The sequence below is a fragment of the Azospirillum cavernae genome, assembly GCF_003590795.1.
Taxonomy (GTDB): domain Bacteria; phylum Pseudomonadota; class Alphaproteobacteria; order Azospirillales; family Azospirillaceae; genus Azospirillum; species Azospirillum cavernae.
In genome coordinates this window covers 270,526-288,123 of the sequence record NZ_QYUL01000003.1, presented here as the reverse complement: position 1 = coordinate 288,123, position 17,598 = coordinate 270,526, and the positions used below count along the sequence as shown (strand labels likewise).

Here is a 17,598-nt window from a genome sequence, read left to right as displayed (position 1 = left end):
TCGGTATCAAAGTAACACGATCTGACCAATCACCGCTGTTTTTTCAGCGCGCCTTCATTCCCTGGAAGGAAAGCCGGATGATTGGGCGACATGCTGATTCAAGACAGCGAAGGCGCGCTCCAGGCGCTTCAACAGCGACGGAAGTTCGGCATGGCGTCCGGCACGAATGGCGCTTTCCGCCGCTTGCGCCAAAGCCGCGATGTCGACCGCCGACAGATTGCCCGCCGCCCCTTTGAGAGCGTGCAAGGCGTTGGTTGCCCTCTCGCTGTCGCCATCACGAAGCCGTTCGCGGACTTCCGCCGCCGATTGGGAAAACTCGTCAACGAAGCGTGGCAGCAATTGCGCCAGCAACACGCCATCGTCGCCAAGACGCCGTGCCGCTTGAACCATGTCGATGCCGGGAATCGCCGTCGGCCCCTCGTCTCTCCCAGCCACGCGGGACGCCGACGCCGCTGACGCATGGCGGCGGATGCATCGCACCGCCTCATCGACATCAAAGGGCTTGGTGATGAAATCATTCATGCCGACCTGTTCAGCGTGCTTGCGCTCCTCGGCCAAGGCGCCCGCCGTCAGGGCGATGATCGGCAACGCCGTCAGGCCCAAATCCTGGCGGATTCGCTTGGTGGCCTCATAACCATCCATCACCGGCATGTGAACATCCATCAGCACGGCGTCGAACGCCTCAGGCTCGGCGCGCAAACGATCCACAGCTTGCAGTCCATCGCTGACAATCGTGACAACCGCGCCCTCCAGTTCCAGCACGCGCTGGGCGACCGCCTGATTGATGCCGTTGTCCTCGACCACCAACAGGCGCACAGCGACCAAGCGGTCCCTTTGAACCGTCACGACCGGATTGGCCTTGCGGGGAAGCGCCGACGCTCCCAAGCGAACGCGCGCCTCCCTGACCGCGTTGCGCAACGCCGACATGGTCACGGGTTTGACCAGAACCGCATCGACAAACTCCGCCTCGGGCGCATGAAGCAGAATGTCGCGGCTGTAACCTGTGACCATGACGACAACAATCGGTCGCGCGCCCTTCCCGGAAAACTCCCGGATTTGACGGCTGACCGCAAGCGCGTCCAGGTCCGGCATTTTCCAATCCAGAATCAGCGCGTCAAACGGCTTGCCGCGCCGCAGGCGATCCTGCGCCCGCTCCACCGCCTCCTGCCCGGTTTCGGCGATGTCGGGGTTCCATCCCAACGATTGGGCGGTGCGGGCGATGACGTGGCGCGCCGTTTCGTGATCGTCGGCGATCAACACCTCCAGCGGTCGCCGATCACCCGACGACGCCTTTGTCTCCAGGGAAAGCGCCAGAGGCGCGGTGAACCAAAAGCAACTGCCATGACCGGGCTGACTGTCCACCCCGATCTCTCCCCCCATCAGCCCGACCAGTTGCTTGCAAATCGCCAACCCCAATCCCGACCCGCCAAAACGCCGGGTGGTCGATGAATCGGCTTGGCTGAACGCGGCGAACAGCATCGGAACGGCCTCGGCGGCGATGCCGATGCCGCTGTCCTGAACGGAAAACCGCAACAACGCCTCGTTTCCCTCGCCGTCAACCCGCTCAACCCGCAGGATGACCGTCCCCGATCCGGTGAATTTTATGGCGTTGCTGGTCAGGTTGATGAGCACCTGTTGCAACCGCAAGCCATCGCCGATCAGGTCAATCGGCGTGCCGGGCGCCATGTCGATCAGCAACTCCAGATCCTTGTTGCTGGCGTTGATCGACATGATGGTGGACACGGCGTCCAGCACCACCGACAGATCAAACGCCGCAATGTCCAGCTCCAGCCGCCCGGCCTCAACCCGTGAAAAATCCAGGATGTCATTGATGATGGCCAGCAATCCGCGCCCGGATTGCATGAGTTTGTCAACAAAATCCCGCTGTTCGGGGGTCAAATCCGTCCGTCCCAACAAATGCGACAAGCCGAGGATCGCGTTCATCGGCGTGCGGATTTCATGACTCATGTTGGCCAGAAATTCGCTTTTGGCGCGGCTGGCCTTCTCCGCCGCTGTTTGAGCGGTTTGCAAGGCCTCTTCTTTTTCGCGGATGCTGGTGATGTCCCAATTGACGCCGATGACGCTCCGGGCCTTCCCTTCCGCATCATACTCCACAGTTCCAGAGGCCTTGACGTGGCGGACACCGCCGTCCGGTGTGATGACGCGGAACTCACTGTCGAAATCCGTCCCGTCACGCAGGGCCGCCGCCAACTCTCTTTCTATACGTTGGGCATCATCCGGGGCGCACCAGCGACGCCACGCCGCATAATCCAAGTCGGTCGAAGACGCGTCACGTCCATAAATCTGGAACATGCGCTCGTCCCACCGCAGCTTGCGGCTGTCGAGATCCAAATCCCACACGCCGATTCCACCGGCCTTGGTCGCCAGCGCCAGCCGGTTCGACGCCGCCCGCAGGGCGTTTTCCACGTTTTTCAACGGGGTGATGTCGCTCACCAGGACAAAGAAACCAATCACAGCGCCGTTGGAGTCAATGTCGGGAATATAGTGCGCCCAGGTGAAGCCTGTTTCACCATTGGCTTTGGTCAAGGTCCGCTCAAAATGCTGCTGCTCGCCCTGCAACACCCGGTCGATGTAGGGGGCGTTCATCGCGTACAGGCGGTCGCCCAGCAAATCCAGCATGGTCCGGCCAATGATCTGCTCAGGCGGCTTGCCGAACCAGTCAAGATAGGGCTTGTTGGCGAATCGGCAGCGCAGATCAAGGTCCCAATAACCGACCATACCCGGCAAATTGTCGGTGATCGCCTGAACAAAGCGTTGGCTGGCGATCACCCGCTCTTCCGCTTGCAAGCGTTCGGTGAGGTCGACGCCGAAGGACATCGACACGATGTTCTGTCCGATCACCCGGCTGTTTTGCCAGGAAATGACCCGCTTCGCTCCATTCTTGGCCCGGATTTCTCCATCGAACTGGCTGGGCAGCGCTCCGCCATCGGCAAAAATTTTGGCGATGTCCGCCATGCCGTCGCCGACCGCGACGGCGTCGAACCAATTGCGGCCAAGAATCTCACGCGGGGCAAAACCCGTGATCGCCTCCGCCGTTTCGTTGAACATCCGCACGACGCCGTCGCGGTCCAAACCGACCACCAGCACATTGGCCGTTTGGACCAGTTGCCGCGCAAAGTTGCGCTGGGCGACCAACTCATCCTCGTGCCGAGAAAAACGGCGCAGCATCATCACGGCGACCAACGCCAGCAGCCCCAGGACACCGACCTTGAGCAAAGCCTTGTCGCGCCACTCCGCGACAACCTCCTCCTGCGGCACCCCAAGCGTGACGAGCAGCTCTGGATAAGCCGTTCTCCGGGTCACAATCAAGCTCCGCCTGTCCTCCAACACCGCTGGAACCAGCGCGCGAATCACCCGCTGCCCTGATGCCTTGAAGGACGCGAACGCCGCTCCATTTGCGACCGATTGGCCCAACAGCTTGTCCTGATCGGGAGAGCGGGCGGCGATCGTTCCGTCGTTGTTCACCAGAGCGGCGAAACCACCGTGCAGGGGCGTGATCGTGTCCAGGATCGACGCGAAGAACGCCGGTGACAACGACGCCAGCATCACCCCATCCCATGCGCCGTCCATCGACAGTCTCGTTCGAGACGCAAAGAGAACAATCGATCCAGTCCTCGCCAGCGAAGGGCCATGGATGAACAGCCGGTTCTGGTCAGACGACTCCTTTGGCGCGGTGAAGAAGGGGCGTTGGCTGCCATCAAAGCCCTGAAACATGGGCAGAGTGGTCAGAACCGCCTTGCCGTCGGCGTTGAAGACGTTGATGCTTCGAACGCCTTCCAACGACGCCGCGCGCGCCTTCATATAGACCAAAAGATCCCCGTGTTCGGCGGAGGAACTGGCACCCTGCGCCACATGCGCGACGTCCTGCAACATCACGTCAATGGCCCGAATCCGGCCTGAAATGCTTTCGTCCGCGATGCGCGCAAGGTTTTCGAGCCGCTCGAAGGCGGCGTCCATCGTCTTCTGATAATCAAGAGCGATCTCAACGCCACCCAACGCCAGGAGCAAAGCGATCATCAGCGCGCCGGAGATCCCCAAGAGACGCCGTGATCGGGGACGGGTCGATGCTGTCGTTGACATTGGCGGCGACCGGACAGTTGATTCCCTAACGCTTATAGCACTATAGGCATTCCACTTCGAAGCGCGCCATCCCCAGACGCGCACATTCTTCTCGAAGTTCCCCTGCGCTGTGAGGGCGCAAAACGTGGCGCCTCATCATGCAAACCGAAGCCCTTCTGGCCGTTCTGGTCGGAGCCATCCTGCACGCCGGTTGGAACACAGCCGTCAAGTCCGGTTCCGACAAACGGCTCGACACCACGCTGGTCGCCGGTGGGGCCGCCGCCATCGCCGCGCTGTCGCTGCCCTGGCTGGACGCGCCGGCCACGGCCAGCCTGCCCTATCTGGCCAGTTCGGCTGGGCTTCAGCTTCTGTATTTCCGGCTGGTCGCGGCGGCCTATCAGGCTGGCGACATGAGCCACGCCTACCCGTTGATGCGAGGAGCGGCCCCCTTGCTGGTCGCCGCCGCCAGCGGCGCTTTGCTGGGTGAAACCTTGTCGCCGACCGCTTGGGCTGGAACGCTGCTGGTTTGCGGCGGCGTGTTGACTCTGGCGCTGGGGCGCGGGATGGCGGGAGCCAATCGGGCGGCGACCTTGTTTTCCTTGGGCAACGCCGCCGTGATCGCCGCCTACACGTTGATCGACGGGGTGGGCGTGCGGTTGTCGGGCAGCGCCCCGGCCTACACGCTGTGGGTGTTTTTGTTGTCCGGCCTGCCGCTTGTCGCCGGAACTCTGCTGCGCCAACCGCAAGCCTTCCGCCGCCACGCCGCCGCGCGTTGGCCCGTTGGGCTGGGCGGCGGGATTTGCATCCTGGCCTCTTATGGATTGGCCCTGTGGGCGATGACCCGCGCGCCGGTCGCCACCGTCGCCGCTCTGCGCGAAAGCTCCATCCTGTTCGGCATGCTGTTCGCCGCGCTGTTCTTGAAGGAGTCGATCCGGTGGACGCGCGCCCTGTCGGGCCTTGTCATCGCGCTGGGAGCGGCGGTGGTGAGGCTTTAAGCCGGTTTTGCCTCTTTCAAGGCTTTCACCGCCTCCATCTCCGCCGCCAGCAGATCCAGGAACAGGGCGACCATCGGTTCAGCCTTGGATTCCGACACCGTCGCCGCCTGGAACAGAGCCTTGGTGCCGAACAGGTCGGGACGGATCGGCCGCAGCCGTCCACTCGCCGCGTCCGGCGCGGCGTAATGGTCAGGCAAATAGCCCAGATAGGCCCCCGACAGGATCAAGCGCGCCGTCGATTCCATGTCGCTGACCACCGCGCGCGGGGCGGCGATGGCGAACAGCTTCATGTCGCGCATCCCCCAATAGCTGCGGGCGACGATGCGGTGTTGGCGGACCAGTTCGATGCTGATGGCCGGGTCGTCGATGACGAACAGCGGGTGATCGCGCCCGCAATAGAGATTCTGCTGTTCGGTGTAGAGATCGGTGTAGGTCAGCCCCAGCGCGACGCGGGGAAAACTGCCAATCGCCAGATGAAGTTGACGGGCCACGACGTCGCGCAACAACTCGCTCGGCGGGCGGGTGGTGATGGAGACGACGACGTCGGGGGCGGCGGCGGCGAAGCGGGCGAAAACCTTTTCCAACGGCAGATGCGGATCGCTGATCGTGTTGTCGACAATCCCCAGCGTCAGGGTTCCCGACATGCGGTTCTGCAAGGCGCGGGCGCGCTGCTCGAATCGGTCGAGCGCGAGGAACAGGTGACGGGCCTCCTCATAGATCGCGTTGCCCTCGGTGGTCAGAGCGAAGCCGCCGCGCCCGCGTCGGCACAGGGTCAGCCCCAACCGGCCTTCCAGCGCCGCCATATGGCTGGAGATCGTCGGCAGGGACAGATTCAGTTCGCCCTGCGCGGCGGCGAAACCGCCGGACTCGGCGATGGTCAGAAAAATGCGCAGCAGGCGCAGGTCGGTGGTGTCCACATGCATGGCGCCACTGTGCGCAACCCGACGGCGATCCGCAAGGACGCCGCCTTCAGACCAAGCCTCGTCAGACCAAGCGGCGGCAAAACACATGACGGCAGAGCGCCAGAAAATCCTCCCGCTCGGTCCATCCCTCGCCGGGATGGGCGTAGAGGCAAAACACCGCCGTCGGCAGCGGCGGCAACCCCAGCGCCGCGCCGACGTCGGCCAAAACCGGCCCGGTTAGGCTGTGCCGGGTCCGCGCCGTCACCCCCACCCCAGCCTCGACCGCCGCGCGCAGCCCAGCCAAGCTGGGGCTGGTCACGGCCATGCGCGTCGCCCGTCCGGCCTGCGTCAGCGCGTCGAGCGCCGCCGTGCGAAAGCTGCAAGGCGGTTCGAACAGCGCCAAGGGCAGCGGACGGTCCGGCGGACAATCCAGGCCGCGCGCGCCGATCCACAGCATCCGCTCCTCCGCCAGCACCCCGACCAAAGTCGGGTCGTCGCGGTGGAGCGCGATGGCGACGTCCAGCGCCCCGCTGCGCACCCCCTCGACCACCGTTTGCGAGCGGTCGATGCGCAACGTCAACTCCACCTCGGGATGAGCCAAAGCGAAGCGGCGCAGCAGGTCGGGCAACACCGCTTCGGCCATGTCCTGCGTCGCGCCAACCCGCAAAGGACGGCGGTCGGCGACGCGGAAGGCGGCGATGGTCTCGTCGTTCAGCGACAAGAGCCGCCGGGCGAAGCCCAACAGCCGCTCCCCCGCCGGGGTCAACTCCACCCCGCGCGCGTTGCGGCGCAGGACGGCGGCGCCCAACTCCTCCTCCAGCTTCTGGATGTGCAAACTGACCGCCGAGGGGGAGCGCCCGACCAGATCGGCGGTTTCAACAAAGCTGCGCCCCTGCGCTATCAGCAGGAAGGAGCGCAGCACAGCAAGATCGAGCGTTCGGAGCATGATTCAGTTTAACTGAATTATATATCAATATAAACGAGTTTTTCAGAACAACGGCGCGGCGCTACGGTGCGATGGACGTCAACCGAACCACCACGGAGCCTGTCATGCCCTACATCGCCGTCACGCTGTCCGCCGCCGCCTCGCCCGCCCTGTCGGCCACCGTCGCCCAGGGCGTCACCGCCATCACCGGGCGGGTTCTGCGCAAACAACCGGGCGTCACCGCCGTGACCGTCCATTACGCCCCGACCGACCATTGGTTCATCGGCGGCCAATCCCTGGCCGATCTGGGCAAGGCCAGCGCTTGGCTCGACATCACGATCACCGCCAGCACCAACAGCAAGGACGAAAAAGCGGCCTATCTTGAGGCGATCTTCGCCTTCCTCGCCTCGGTCCTTGGCCCGCTGCACGAAACCAGCTACGCCCTGATCCACGAGGTTCCGGCGGACGCCTACGGTTATGGCGGGCGGACGCAGGAACACCGCTACGTCGCGGCGAAGCTGGCGGGCTGATCCACCGACGTTGATCCACCAAGGTTGATCCGCCGACGTTGACAGCGGCGGACGGCGCTGGTCTGATCCGGCGCGTTGTGAAACTCAGGCGGTGGCGCGGTCATGGCGACGATTGTGGAGGCCCTGTCCGTCGCCTTCGACCACCATCGCGCCGGACGGCTGGTCGAGGCGGAAACGCTCTATGGCCGCATCCTCGACGCCGATCCGACCAACGCCGCCGCCCTGCAACTGCTGGGCGCCATCGCCGCCGACCGGGGGGAGGACGCGCGCGCCGCCGGTCTGTTGACCCGCTCGCTGGAGCAGGACGACGGCAACGCGGACGTCCACGTCAACCTCGCCATGACGCTGGCCCGGCTGGGACGACGGGAGGAGGCCGAAGCCCACTACCGCCGCGCCCTGGCGCTGGTCCCGTCCCACCCGTCGGCGCGCAACAATCTTGGCCTGCTGCTGCGCGACGCGGGCCGGTCTAACGAGGCGGCGGCGGAGTTTCGGCAAGCGGTGGCCGACCACCCGACCTTCGCGCAGGCGTGGTTCAACCTCGCCGCCACGCTGGACGGCGCCGCGCCGGTGGAGGAGGTCGGGGCCGTGCTCGACCAAGCGCTCGCCTGCTGCCCGGACTTCGTCCCCCTGCGCCACGCGCAAGAACGGCTGCGCCCCGTGCGCGACCAGCAACGCGCCGAACGGACCTTGGAGCAGGCCAACCGCCTGCATGAGGAGGGGCGGTTGGACGACGCCCTGATCCTCTGCCGCAACGCCTTGGCGGCGGATGGCGCGCCGCATCTGCTGGGCAACATTCTGGAGGATCTCGGGCGGCTGGACGCGGCGGCGGAGTGGCAGCGGCGCGCTGTGGCTCTGCGACCCGACGATGTGCGAGCATATTACGCGCTGGGTGGCCTGAACGCCCGCGCCCACCGTTACGGCGCCGCGCGCGCCGCCTATGACCGTGTGTTGACCGTCGCTCCGCACATCGCCAAGGCGCAGATGGCGCTGGGCGGCGCCTGTTTCGAGCAGGGCGATTTGCCCGCCGCCATCGCCGCGCTGCGCCGTGCCTTGGCGCTGCGGCCCGATTTGTGGCAGGCGCGTTCCGGCCTTCTCTTCGCCTTGGGCTTCGACGAGAGCGCCGACCCCGACGCGGTCTATCAGGAGCATCGGGAGTTCGAACGGCGCCACATCGCCCCGCTCGGTCTGACGCCCGCGCCGCACGGCAACGACCGCGACCCGGAACGGCGGCTGCGGATCGGCTATGTGTCGCCCAATTTCTACGGTCATCCCTGCGGCAATTTCGTGCTGCCGCTGGTGGAGAACGCCGACCGCGACCGTTTCAGCGTGACCTGCTACGCCACCAGCCCGGTGCGCGACGCGCTGACCGAGGCGTTCGAGCGGGCCGCCGACCGTTTCGTTCTGTGCCATGACCTGGACGACGACGCGCTGGCCCAGCGGATCCGCGCCGACGGGATCGACATTCTCGTCGATTGCTCCGGCCACCTCACCGGGCACCGGCTGTTCGCCTTCGCCCGCAAACCGGCGCCGATCCAGATCAGCTACCCGCTCTATCCCGATACCACCGGCCTGTCGGCGATGGATTACCGGATCATGGACCGTTATTTCGCCCCGCCCGGCTCCGATTCTTGGCATTCGGAAGCGTTGATCCGACTGCCCGAAACCTATGTGGTGTTCAAGCCGCGCCCCAGCGACGCCACGCCCGATCCGACGCCGCCCGCCCTGGCGCGCGGCCATGTCACCTTTGGCAGCTTCAACAATCTGTCCAAGCTGGGCGACCAGACCGTCGCCGCCTGGGCCGCCATCCTGCGCGGCGCGCCGACGGCGCGGTTGCTGTTGAAATGGCGCAGCCTGAACGATCCGGCTTTCGCCGCCGCCACCCGCGCCCGCTTCACCGCGTTGGGCGTCGAGGCCGAACGGGTCGAATTGGTCGGCTGGGTCGCCGATCCGCACGAGACTTACCGTTCCATCGACGTCGCCTTGGATCCGTTGATCGCCAACGGCGGCACCACCAGTTGCGAGGCGCTGTGGATGGGCGTTCCGGTGCTGACCTGCGCCGGACGGCGAATGTTCTCCTGCGTCGGTCAATGCTATCTGGAAAACATCGGCCTGCCCGAACTCATCACCCACACGGTCGATGAATATGTGGCGCTGGGCGTCGCGCTGGCCGGGGATCCGGCGCGGATCGCCCGTTTGCGCCAGGGCCTGCGCGAGCGGTTCGTCGCCTCGCCCCTGATGGACGCGCCGCGCTACGTCCGCCATCTGGAGCGCGCCTATCGGCTGGTCTGGCGGCGCTGGTGCGCCGGGCTGGCTCCCAGCCCAATCGGCCCGGAGGCCTTTCGCGACGATGCGCCGCTGTGTGGCGGTTCTGAAACCAACGCCGGATCGACGGGCTGAGCGAAAAAGGCCCGGCCTTCAACCAAAACGCGTTTTTCGTTTCGGGGCGGCGCGATGGCGAGACGCCCAAACTTTCCGGACAGCGCGGAAAATCAAAGAATCTTCCGCAAGAGTGATTGACGTTCCCCAAACGTCGCCCAACGCCGCATCACCAAACCACCGCATGGCGAAACATTCAAAACAACTTAAAAACCATCAATAATGTGTTCATTCACATGTAACGGCTGAGACGAGACGCCGCACCATATTGGTGAGTTGAAATTTTTCAGACGCTCTTCCTTGTGGCGTGCATCATCCCGCTGTGCGATAAGACAGCTAAGTATCGCAAGGGAGAGCGACATGCGTGCATACCGGCGTTTGGTGAATACTCTGGTATGTTGTTCTCTGCTTTTATTAATATGTCCTGAATTTGCCTTTGCCGAGATCACCCTGCGCTTCGGCACGGTGTTCACGCCAACGACGTCAACCTACCGAATGCTGGTCGACGCCTGCCGCCGGATCGAGGCGGAGACCAACGGCGCCGTGACCATCGACATCCGCCCGACCGGGGAATTCGGCAAACCCACCGAATTGATGAAGATGGTGGACAGCGGCGACCTAGAAATCGCTTACACCGTTCAGGGTTACAGCCCGACCCGCTTCGTCGCCAGTTCAGTGATCGAACTGCCGTTGATCCGCCGCACGGCCACGGGAGGCACCAAGGCCCTGTGGGATTTGTATGAATCCGGCGCGCTCGACCATGATTACGAAGGGCTGAAGGTGGTTGGGCTGTGGGCCTTGCCCACCTACGGCATCTTCACCGCGACCCGCCCGATGGACTCGCCGCGCGACCTGCGCGGCCTGCGCATCCGCAACCCCAGCAAAACGGTGGGCCGCGCCCTGGCCAAGCTGGGAATCGTCCCGGTCGCCCTGCCGTTGAACAGCATGGCGGCGGGCATGAAAAGCAACCTGATCGACGGCATTTCCTATGGCTGGTACTCCTCAACCACCACCGGCGGGGCCGACGGCCAACCCTTGATGAACCAGTTGACCCACCTGCTGGACATCAATTTTTCCGGCCCGGTGGTGATGCTGGCGATGAAGCGCACGACCTTCGACGCGCTGCCCGCCCCGGTCAAGACCGCCTTCGACGCGCATCTGGGCAAGGGGATCTCGATCGCCATCGCCGAAGAGCGCGACCAGATCGAAGAGGGCATGAAACGCAAGCTGGCCGAAGACGGCGTTCACAAGGTCAAGCGCTTCAGCCCGTCGCAAATGCGCGACATCCGTGACGAGTTGGAAGAGGTCTACGCCGATTGGGCGGCGGGAATGTCCGAACAGGGCATCGACGGGCGTCGTCTGCTCGACGCCGCCCGCAAGGCCATCGCCGCCAACGAGAAGCCGTAACCGCCCCCCCCTCTTGCTTACAGACTTTTTGCGCAAGGAAATCCCGCCATGGACAGCACGCGCCGTTCTCCGAAAGGGTTGAGCCTGAAGGCCAAGCTGTTCGGCGCCTTCACGGCGATGTTTGTCGCCGCCGCCGCCATCGGCGGCGGCGCCGGGCTGTTCCAACTGCGCATCGCCGGTCTGTTCGCTCAGGTTCACGAGCGGGACTTCCCGCTGGCCGTCGGCGCCTTGAAGGTGGCGGACGAAAGCGGCGGGTTGGAGGACGCGGCCCGATCCCTCGCCACGGCCGCCGATGACCGCGCCCGCGCTGCGGCGGTGGAGCAGTTCCAACGACGCAGCGCCGCCTTGCAGACCAAACTTGACGCTCTGGCGGCGCTGGAACGCGCGGAAGCGACCAGCGGAGCCAAGGCCAACGGAACCAAGGACGGAAAAGCGTTGGGCGGTCTGTTGGGCGACACCGCCAACGCCGTCGCCGCGTTGGAGGGGGAAGTGCGCCGCCGCCTGGACGCCGCCGCCCGCCGCGCCGCGCGGATGCAGGCCTTGGGGGCCGCGCACGCCGCCTTTCTCGACCGTTACCAACCGATGGTGCGCAATCTGAGCCTCAGCATCCAGGGCGTCACCATGGATCTGCCGACCGACGCCAACGGCCTGACCATGCTGGTCTTGACGCTGGTCTCCAAGGATCTGCCGGTGCGCCAAGCCCTGTCCGAAATCATCAGCGACATCAATCTGGCCGTGACCCTGCTGGGCAAGGCCGACGGCGCCGCCACCGCCGCCCAGGTCGCCGAGCAGGAAAAGCAATTTGCCGCCGCCGCCAAGCGGGTGGAGTTTTCCGCCGATTTTCTGGCGAACATCCTGTCGGACGAAACGCCGCGCAAACTCTCCCAAGCCATTCTGGCCTTCGGGCGCGACGGGGAGGGGCTGTTCGCCCTGCGCAAGGCCGAGATCGCCGCCCGCGAGGCCGGAACCAAGGCCGAGGAAAGCCTGTTCGCCCTGGTCGAGGCGCTGGGCAAACAGGCGGGCGCTCTGGCCAACGCGAACGAGCGCAGCGCCAACGAGGCCGCCGATCAAGTGAACGACGCGATTTCCAGCGGCCTGACCGTCACCGCCACGCTGGTGGGCTTGGCCATGCTGTTGGGGGTGGTGTCCGGCCTGCTGCTGGTCAACCGCAACATCCGCCTGCTCGACAAGCTGCGGGAAGCGATGGAATCGCTGGCGGCGGGCAAGATCGACATGGACGTTCCCGGCCAACGGCGCGGCGACGAAATCGGCGCCATGGCCCGCTCGCTGGAGGTGTTCCGCGCCAACGCGCATGAGGTCCGCCGTCTGACCGCCGAGCAGGAAGCCGCCCAGCGCCGGGCCGAGGCGGCCAAGCGCGCCGCCCAGCAGGATCTGGCCAATCAGTTGGAGAGCAGCGTCAATTCGGTGATCGGCTCGCTTTTGAACGCGTCGGCCCGCATGCGCGACGACGCGCAAACCCTGTCCGCCAACGCCGAACAGACCAAACGGCAGACGGTCAGCGTCGCCGGGGCGTCGGCCACAGCGTCGGAGCGGGTCTCCTCGGTCGCCTCGTCGGCGGAGGAAATGTCCGCGTCCATCGAAGAGATCGGTCGCCACATCAACGAATCCTCGCAGATCGCCGGAACGGCGGTGCGCGAGGCCGACGCCACCAACGACGCGATTTCCGGCCTGTCGGACGCCGCCAGCCGCATCGATCAGGTGGTTGAACTCATCAACTCCATCGCCGGGCAGACCAACCTGTTGGCCCTGAACGCCACCATCGAGGCGGCGCGGGCGGGGGAGGCGGGCAAGGGCTTCGCCGTGGTGGCGTCTGAGGTCAAGGCGCTGGCCAACCAAACGGCCAAGGCGACGGAGGACATTCAAGCCCAGGTCAGCCAGATGCAGGCGGTGACGGGCCGCGCCGTCGGATCAATCCGCAGCATCGTCGGAACAATCGACCGCATGAGCCAGATCACCGCCACCATCGCCAGCGCGGTCAATCAGCAGCACGCCGCCACCCAGGACATCGCCCGCCACGCCCAGGACGCCGCCGACGGCACCCATTCGGTGTCGCAGACCATCGGCGACGTGTCGCAGGCGGCGACCGAAACCGGCTCCATCGCCCACACCGCGCTCGACACCGCCACCAGCCTGCACGCCCAAGCCGACCAATTGCAGACCGAAGTGGCGACCTTCATCCGCAACATTCGGGCGGCCTGACGCGCCCACCGCCGACGCACAGGCTGCCCATCCGCCTCCTTATAAGGTCGAACGCCGTGAGCACTGATCGCCTTCTCGCCCGCGTGACCCTGCCCGCCGATCCGGCGGCGGTTCCGGCCTTGCAGCGCTTCATGATGCAGGCGGCCAGCGGCTGCGTCGATTGCCCCGAAGATCTGCCGCCGCTCGGCCAACTGGTGGAGGAGGTGGCGCTTCACGTCATCCGCACCGCCTTCGATCCCGGCGAAACCGGCGAATACACCGCCGAATTGACCAAACGTCCCGATCAGGTGGTCTTCGCCATTGAGGACAAGGGCCTGCCCGCCGCCTTCAACACCCCATCCAGGGGCGTCCAGGATGGGGTGCTTGGTGGTGACAATGGCGAACGCGCTGGTTTTCAACCCTTTCTGCCCGCCAATCTGGCCCACCGCGTCGCCTTCCGCAATCTGGGGCGGGGCGGCAAGCGGTTGGAGGTGGCGCGCACTCTCAGCACCCCACCCGGTCGGAGGCCGCTCGACGACGCCAACCCGGAAGCGGATGAGCCGCCGCGCGCCCTGGATTCCGTGACCTTGCGCCCGCTGGACGCGGCGGACGCCCCGTCGCTGTCGCGGCTGATGTACCGCTCCTACGGCTACACTTATGGGTCGGAGTTCGTCTATTACCCCGAACGGATCGTCGCCATGCTGGCCAGCGGCACGCTGGTCTCGCTGATCGCGGTGAACGAGGCTGACGAGGTGGTCGGGCATCTCGCCATGCTGCTGCATGGACCGGCCTCGACCACCGGGGAAACCGCGATGGCGGCGGTCGATCCCCGTTATCGCGGGCGTCGGCTGTTCGAGCGGATGAAGGACGCGATGCGCGATCTGGCCCAGAGCCGTCGCTATTTCGGCCTCTACAGCGAGGCGGTCGCCGTCCACACCTTCACGCAAAAGGGCAATCTGGCGTTGGGCGGTTTCGAGACCGGCTTTTTGCTCGCCTTCACCCCGGCCACCCAGATTTTCCGCAAAATCAGCGATGGTCCGGTCGCTGACCGGCGGTCGGCGGTCCTTTTCTATCTGCGGACCAACGATGAACCCCATCGCAGCATCCACGCGCCGCCGCACCACCGCGCGATCATGGACGCCATCGTCCAGCGCGGCGGCATGAACCGACGGATCGACGCGCCGCCGCCGCATCTGTCCCTGCATGGTTTGCGGGGGCGTTCCACCGCGCTGGATGTCGCGGCCCGACAGGATGTCGGGCGCGCCTTTCTGACCGTGCGCACCTATGGATCGGACGTGCTGAAGCGGGTGCAGGAGGAGTTGCGGACTCTGTGCCGCCACGGTTACGCCTGCGTCTATCTGGAATTGCCGCTGTCCGATCCGATGACGGCGGTGCTGTGCAAGGGGTTCGAGGCGTTCGGCTTTTTCTTCGCGGGTCTGTTGTTCGAGGTGGATGGCTGCGACGCGCTGCGGCTGCAATATCTCAACGGCGCGGCGGTCAACCAGGACGACATCAAGGTCGCCTCGGAGTTTGGCCGTGATCTGCTGGCCTATGTGCTGACCGCGAAGAATGAGGTCGATTGGGCGCGCCAGGAACGGCGCCGCCTGCCGACCGCCACAAGCGCCGCGCAAGCCCGCCGCCAAAGCGACCACCCGCAAGTGGAACAGGCCGCAGCGGCGGAACTGGTGTGACGAAGCCGCTGGTCAGGCGTCGCTGAGCGAGGCCGTGCGCGACATGCGGCGGACCTTCAGCGTCACCTCGATGGCGACGTTGCGCAGCAGGATGAAGGAAATCGCCGGATCCAGATTGTCCAGCATGGCGATGTCCTCGGCGGTCAGTTCGTGGCACACCACCTCGCTGTCGGCCACCACATCGGCGGAGCGCGGCTCGCCGGTCAACAGAGCCATTTCACCGAAGATGGCGCCGGACCGGATGCTGCCGATGCGCACGCTGTGCTCCTCCCCCGGCTGGCGCCGTTCAACCCGCACCCGTCCCTTGACCAGAAAGAACTGACTGTCGTCGGTCGATCCTTCGGTCAGAATGCGGTCGCCGGGCGCGAAGGTCAGGCGGCGGGTGGTCAAGGACAGCAAATCGAACTGCGCCCGCGTCAGCCCCAACAGGCTGGGATGTTCGGAGAGCGGCAACTCGCATTCCTCCTCATTGCCGCCCGCCAACCGTTTGAGAAGCTGGTCTTCCGCCGCCGCCAGCGCTGTTTCCAAATCACCGTGAACCCGCCCCTCCTCCTCCGGCATGGAATAGCCCATGTCGCGCAGCAGGACGCGCAGGCCCCGCCCCTTCCACATGCCCGCCAGCAACAGCGTGATCCCGGCCCGCGTCAACCGCTCGTCCAGGCGGCGCAACACCAGAACGCCGGTGCTCTCCACATCATTGACCCGCGACAAATCGAGAATCAGCGTTTCGCTGCCTTCTGCCAGCTCTTCGGCCTGACTCGCCAGATTTTCCGCCGACCCGAAAAACACCGGGCCGTGCAACTCCATCACGGCGATGACGCCGCCATGCCGCTCCAACCGCTCCATGTCGGCGTCCGACCGTCCGGTTTGCGAATGAACCCGGTCGCCCCGGTAAGCGCGCCGCACCACCGACACCGCCGCCCGGCGCAGATAGACGATGACGCTCGCCCCCATGCCGACGGTCAGCGCGACCAACACGTCGGTGGTCGCCACCAGCGCGGCGACAATCACCACGATGGCGAGATTCTGGACCAGCTCGGCCCGCGCCTGCGGAACCTGCCGCCGCCGCAACAGGGTGACAAGCTGCATGGTCCAATCGTCGGGCCGCAGCACGGTGACGATCACCATGCCCGCCATCACCGACACGGGAACCAGTTCCAGCAGGGGCGCCAGCCCCAGCGCCGCCGCCAGCAACGCCAATCCAACAAACAGGTTGGCGCGCTCCGTCCGCGCGCCGTTGTGGATGGCCACGCGGGTGTAAAGCGGCGAGCCGCCCGTGACCGTCCCGCCGACGAGCGCCGACAACAGATTGGCCCCGCCTTGGGTCAGCAACTCGCGGCTGCTGTCGTGGCGCGACCGCAGCAGGGCGTCCGCCGCCGCCGCGCTCAACAACGACTGAATGGACGACACCATGCCAAGGGTGAGGCCGGTGATGAGAATGGACGGCGCCATGGCCGCGAACACCGGATGGCCGACCAGTTCGCCGACGCTGGGAAGCGCCCAGGACAGCGGCAGGCCGGGCGGCGGCGCCTTCACCGTCGCCCCCAGCGGCAGCGCGCCGTCCGACAGATGGGTCAACAGTTGGTAGACCAGCGTTCCACCCACCAGCCCAATCAACGGCCCCGGCACGACCGAACGCCGTTCCCCCAACCGCCAGACGCCAACCGCCGCCAGCGCGCCCAGCGCCAAAGCGCCCGGCGTGATCGCCGCGTTCCCCTTCAGGAACGCCAGCAGCCCGGCGCCGTCCGGCAGTCCCAGAAGATAAGGCAGTTGCTGAAACAGGATGACCAGGGCGAAGCCGTTGACGAACCCGGCGATCACCGGCTGGGGAATGAATTTCAGGACGTCGCCCAACCGCAACAGCCCCAGCGCCATCTGCGACAGCCCGGCCACCGCCAGGGCCAAAAAAATGATGGCGATCATCGGGGCTGGCGGAACGCTGTAGCCCCCCGCCGTCGCCGCCTGACCGGCCTGAACCAGCAACCCGCCCAGCAAGGCCGCCTGGGTGGCGCGCGGCGCGTTGATCTGCAAGCCGCGCCCGCCGATCAGGCCGCGCAGCAGGGCCGCGACAATGGTCGCGCCGAAGGCCGCTTGGATGCCCAGTGATTGAAAGCCCGCCCCCAGCGGCTGAAACACGACGATGCCGCAGCCCAGCACCGCCGGCATGACGAACAAAGCGCCGACCAACCCGCCAAACAGCTCGTCCCGCCAGCGATCCCGCCCGGTGGACAACGCCTCATCCCTGGGTTTGCTCATGCTTCGCTTCCGTTTCCGAAGGTCCTGCCAGCGTCCCCGTTGGATTCGGGCGCCGGATTGGGGGCGTCCGATCATACAGCAGCGCCGACAAAGGCACACTTAAAACGAATTTCTTGAATGACTTTTGCTCGATATAATATTTATCGAATAAAATTTACCTCGCATGGTTGCCGCGCCGTTTTGGGCGTTTGCGCGTGAGCGCAACAGTCAGCCATCCAATCATTTCGGCATTCACTC

10 protein-coding genes are annotated in these 17,598 nt (G+C 65.5%); 6 read left to right on the top strand and 4 right to left on the bottom strand.

The features are described 5' to 3' along the window. Nucleotides 1–54: 54 nt before the first annotated feature. Nucleotides 55–4,038 (bottom strand): response regulator, encoded by a 3,984-nt coding sequence (locus D3877_RS21085; protein WP_158599961.1) that lies wholly within the window; start codon nt 4,036–4,038, stop codon nt 55–57. A gap of 200 nt (nt 4,039–4,238) precedes the next feature. Between D3877_RS21085 and D3877_RS21080 the strand changes: the two genes are divergently transcribed. Beyond that, on the top strand, nt 4,239–5,075 hold the full coding sequence (locus tag D3877_RS21080; protein ID WP_119832757.1) for a DMT family transporter: 837 nt from the start codon (nt 4,239–4,241) through the stop codon (nt 5,073–5,075). Here D3877_RS21080 and D3877_RS21075 read toward each other — a convergent pair. Next, the gene (locus tag D3877_RS21075; protein WP_119832756.1) at nt 5,072–5,998 is read right to left on the bottom strand and encodes a LysR family transcriptional regulator; all 927 of its coding nucleotides are present in this window, start codon (nt 5,996–5,998) and stop codon (nt 5,072–5,074) included. The two genes, D3877_RS21080 and D3877_RS21075, sit on opposite strands and share 4 nt — an antisense overlap. A 61-nt stretch (nt 5,999–6,059) precedes the next feature. Then, nucleotides 6,060–6,923 (bottom strand): LysR substrate-binding domain-containing protein, encoded by an 864-nt coding sequence (locus tag D3877_RS21070; protein ID WP_119832755.1) that lies wholly within the window; start codon nt 6,921–6,923, stop codon nt 6,060–6,062. Between the two features lie 104 nt (nt 6,924–7,027). Between D3877_RS21070 and D3877_RS21065 the strand changes: the two genes are divergently transcribed. From D3877_RS21065 to D3877_RS21045, 5 genes are all read left to right on the top strand, one after another. Further along, nucleotides 7,028–7,432, top strand: coding sequence for a tautomerase family protein (locus D3877_RS21065; protein WP_119833128.1), 405 nt, complete (start codon nt 7,028–7,030; stop codon nt 7,430–7,432). A 102-nt stretch (nt 7,433–7,534) separates the two neighbouring features. Then, on the top strand, nt 7,535–9,829 hold the full coding sequence (locus tag D3877_RS21060) for an O-linked N-acetylglucosamine transferase family protein (RefSeq protein ID WP_119832754.1): 2,295 nt from the start codon (nt 7,535–7,537) through the stop codon (nt 9,827–9,829). A gap of 339 nt (nt 9,830–10,168) precedes the next feature. Next, a complete protein-coding gene (dctP, locus tag D3877_RS21055) occupies nt 10,169–11,215 on the top strand; it encodes a TRAP transporter substrate-binding protein DctP (RefSeq protein ID WP_119832753.1) in 1,047 nt (348 codons plus the stop codon). Nucleotides 11,216–11,263: 48 nt separating this feature from the next. Beyond that, the gene (locus D3877_RS21050; RefSeq protein ID WP_119832752.1) at nt 11,264–13,435 is read left to right on the top strand and encodes a methyl-accepting chemotaxis protein; all 2,172 of its coding nucleotides are present in this window, start codon (nt 11,264–11,266) and stop codon (nt 13,433–13,435) included. 56 nt (nt 13,436–13,491) lie between these two features. Further along, on the top strand, nt 13,492–15,105 hold the full coding sequence (locus D3877_RS21045; RefSeq protein ID WP_147395248.1) for an ATP-binding protein: 1,614 nt from the start codon (nt 13,492–13,494) through the stop codon (nt 15,103–15,105). A 12-nt stretch (nt 15,106–15,117) separates the two neighbouring features. Here D3877_RS21045 and D3877_RS21040 read toward each other — a convergent pair whose 3' ends face one another. Continuing rightward, nucleotides 15,118–17,361 (bottom strand): SulP family inorganic anion transporter, encoded by a 2,244-nt coding sequence (locus tag D3877_RS21040; protein ID WP_158599960.1) that lies wholly within the window; start codon nt 17,359–17,361, stop codon nt 15,118–15,120. Between the last annotated feature and the right edge of the window lie 237 nt (nt 17,362–17,598).

Excerpts from the sequence above, each read along its gene's own strand:
- D3877_RS21080 (WP_119832757.1), top strand. The coding sequence starts at position 4,239 with ATGCAAACCGAAGCCCTTCTGGCCGTTCTGGTCGGAGCCATCCTGCAC.
- D3877_RS21070 (WP_119832755.1), bottom strand. The coding sequence starts at position 6,923 with ATGCTCCGAACGCTCGATCTTGCTGTGCTGCGCTCCTTCCTGCTGATA.
- dctP (WP_119832753.1), top strand. The coding sequence starts at position 10,169 with ATGCGTGCATACCGGCGTTTGGTGAATACTCTGGTATGTTGTTCTCTG.
- D3877_RS21065 (WP_119833128.1), top strand. The coding sequence starts at position 7,028 with ATGCCCTACATCGCCGTCACGCTGTCCGCCGCCGCCTCGCCCGCCCTG.
- D3877_RS21085 (WP_158599961.1), bottom strand. The coding sequence starts at position 4,038 with ATGATCGCTTTGCTCCTGGCGTTGGGTGGCGTTGAGATCGCTCTTGAT.
- D3877_RS21040 (WP_158599960.1), bottom strand. The coding sequence starts at position 17,361 with ATGAGCAAACCCAGGGATGAGGCGTTGTCCACCGGGCGGGATCGCTGG.
- D3877_RS21075 (WP_119832756.1), bottom strand. The coding sequence starts at position 5,998 with ATGCATGTGGACACCACCGACCTGCGCCTGCTGCGCATTTTTCTGACC.
- D3877_RS21060 (WP_119832754.1), top strand. The coding sequence starts at position 7,535 with ATGGCGACGATTGTGGAGGCCCTGTCCGTCGCCTTCGACCACCATCGC.
- D3877_RS21050 (WP_119832752.1), top strand. The coding sequence starts at position 11,264 with ATGGACAGCACGCGCCGTTCTCCGAAAGGGTTGAGCCTGAAGGCCAAG.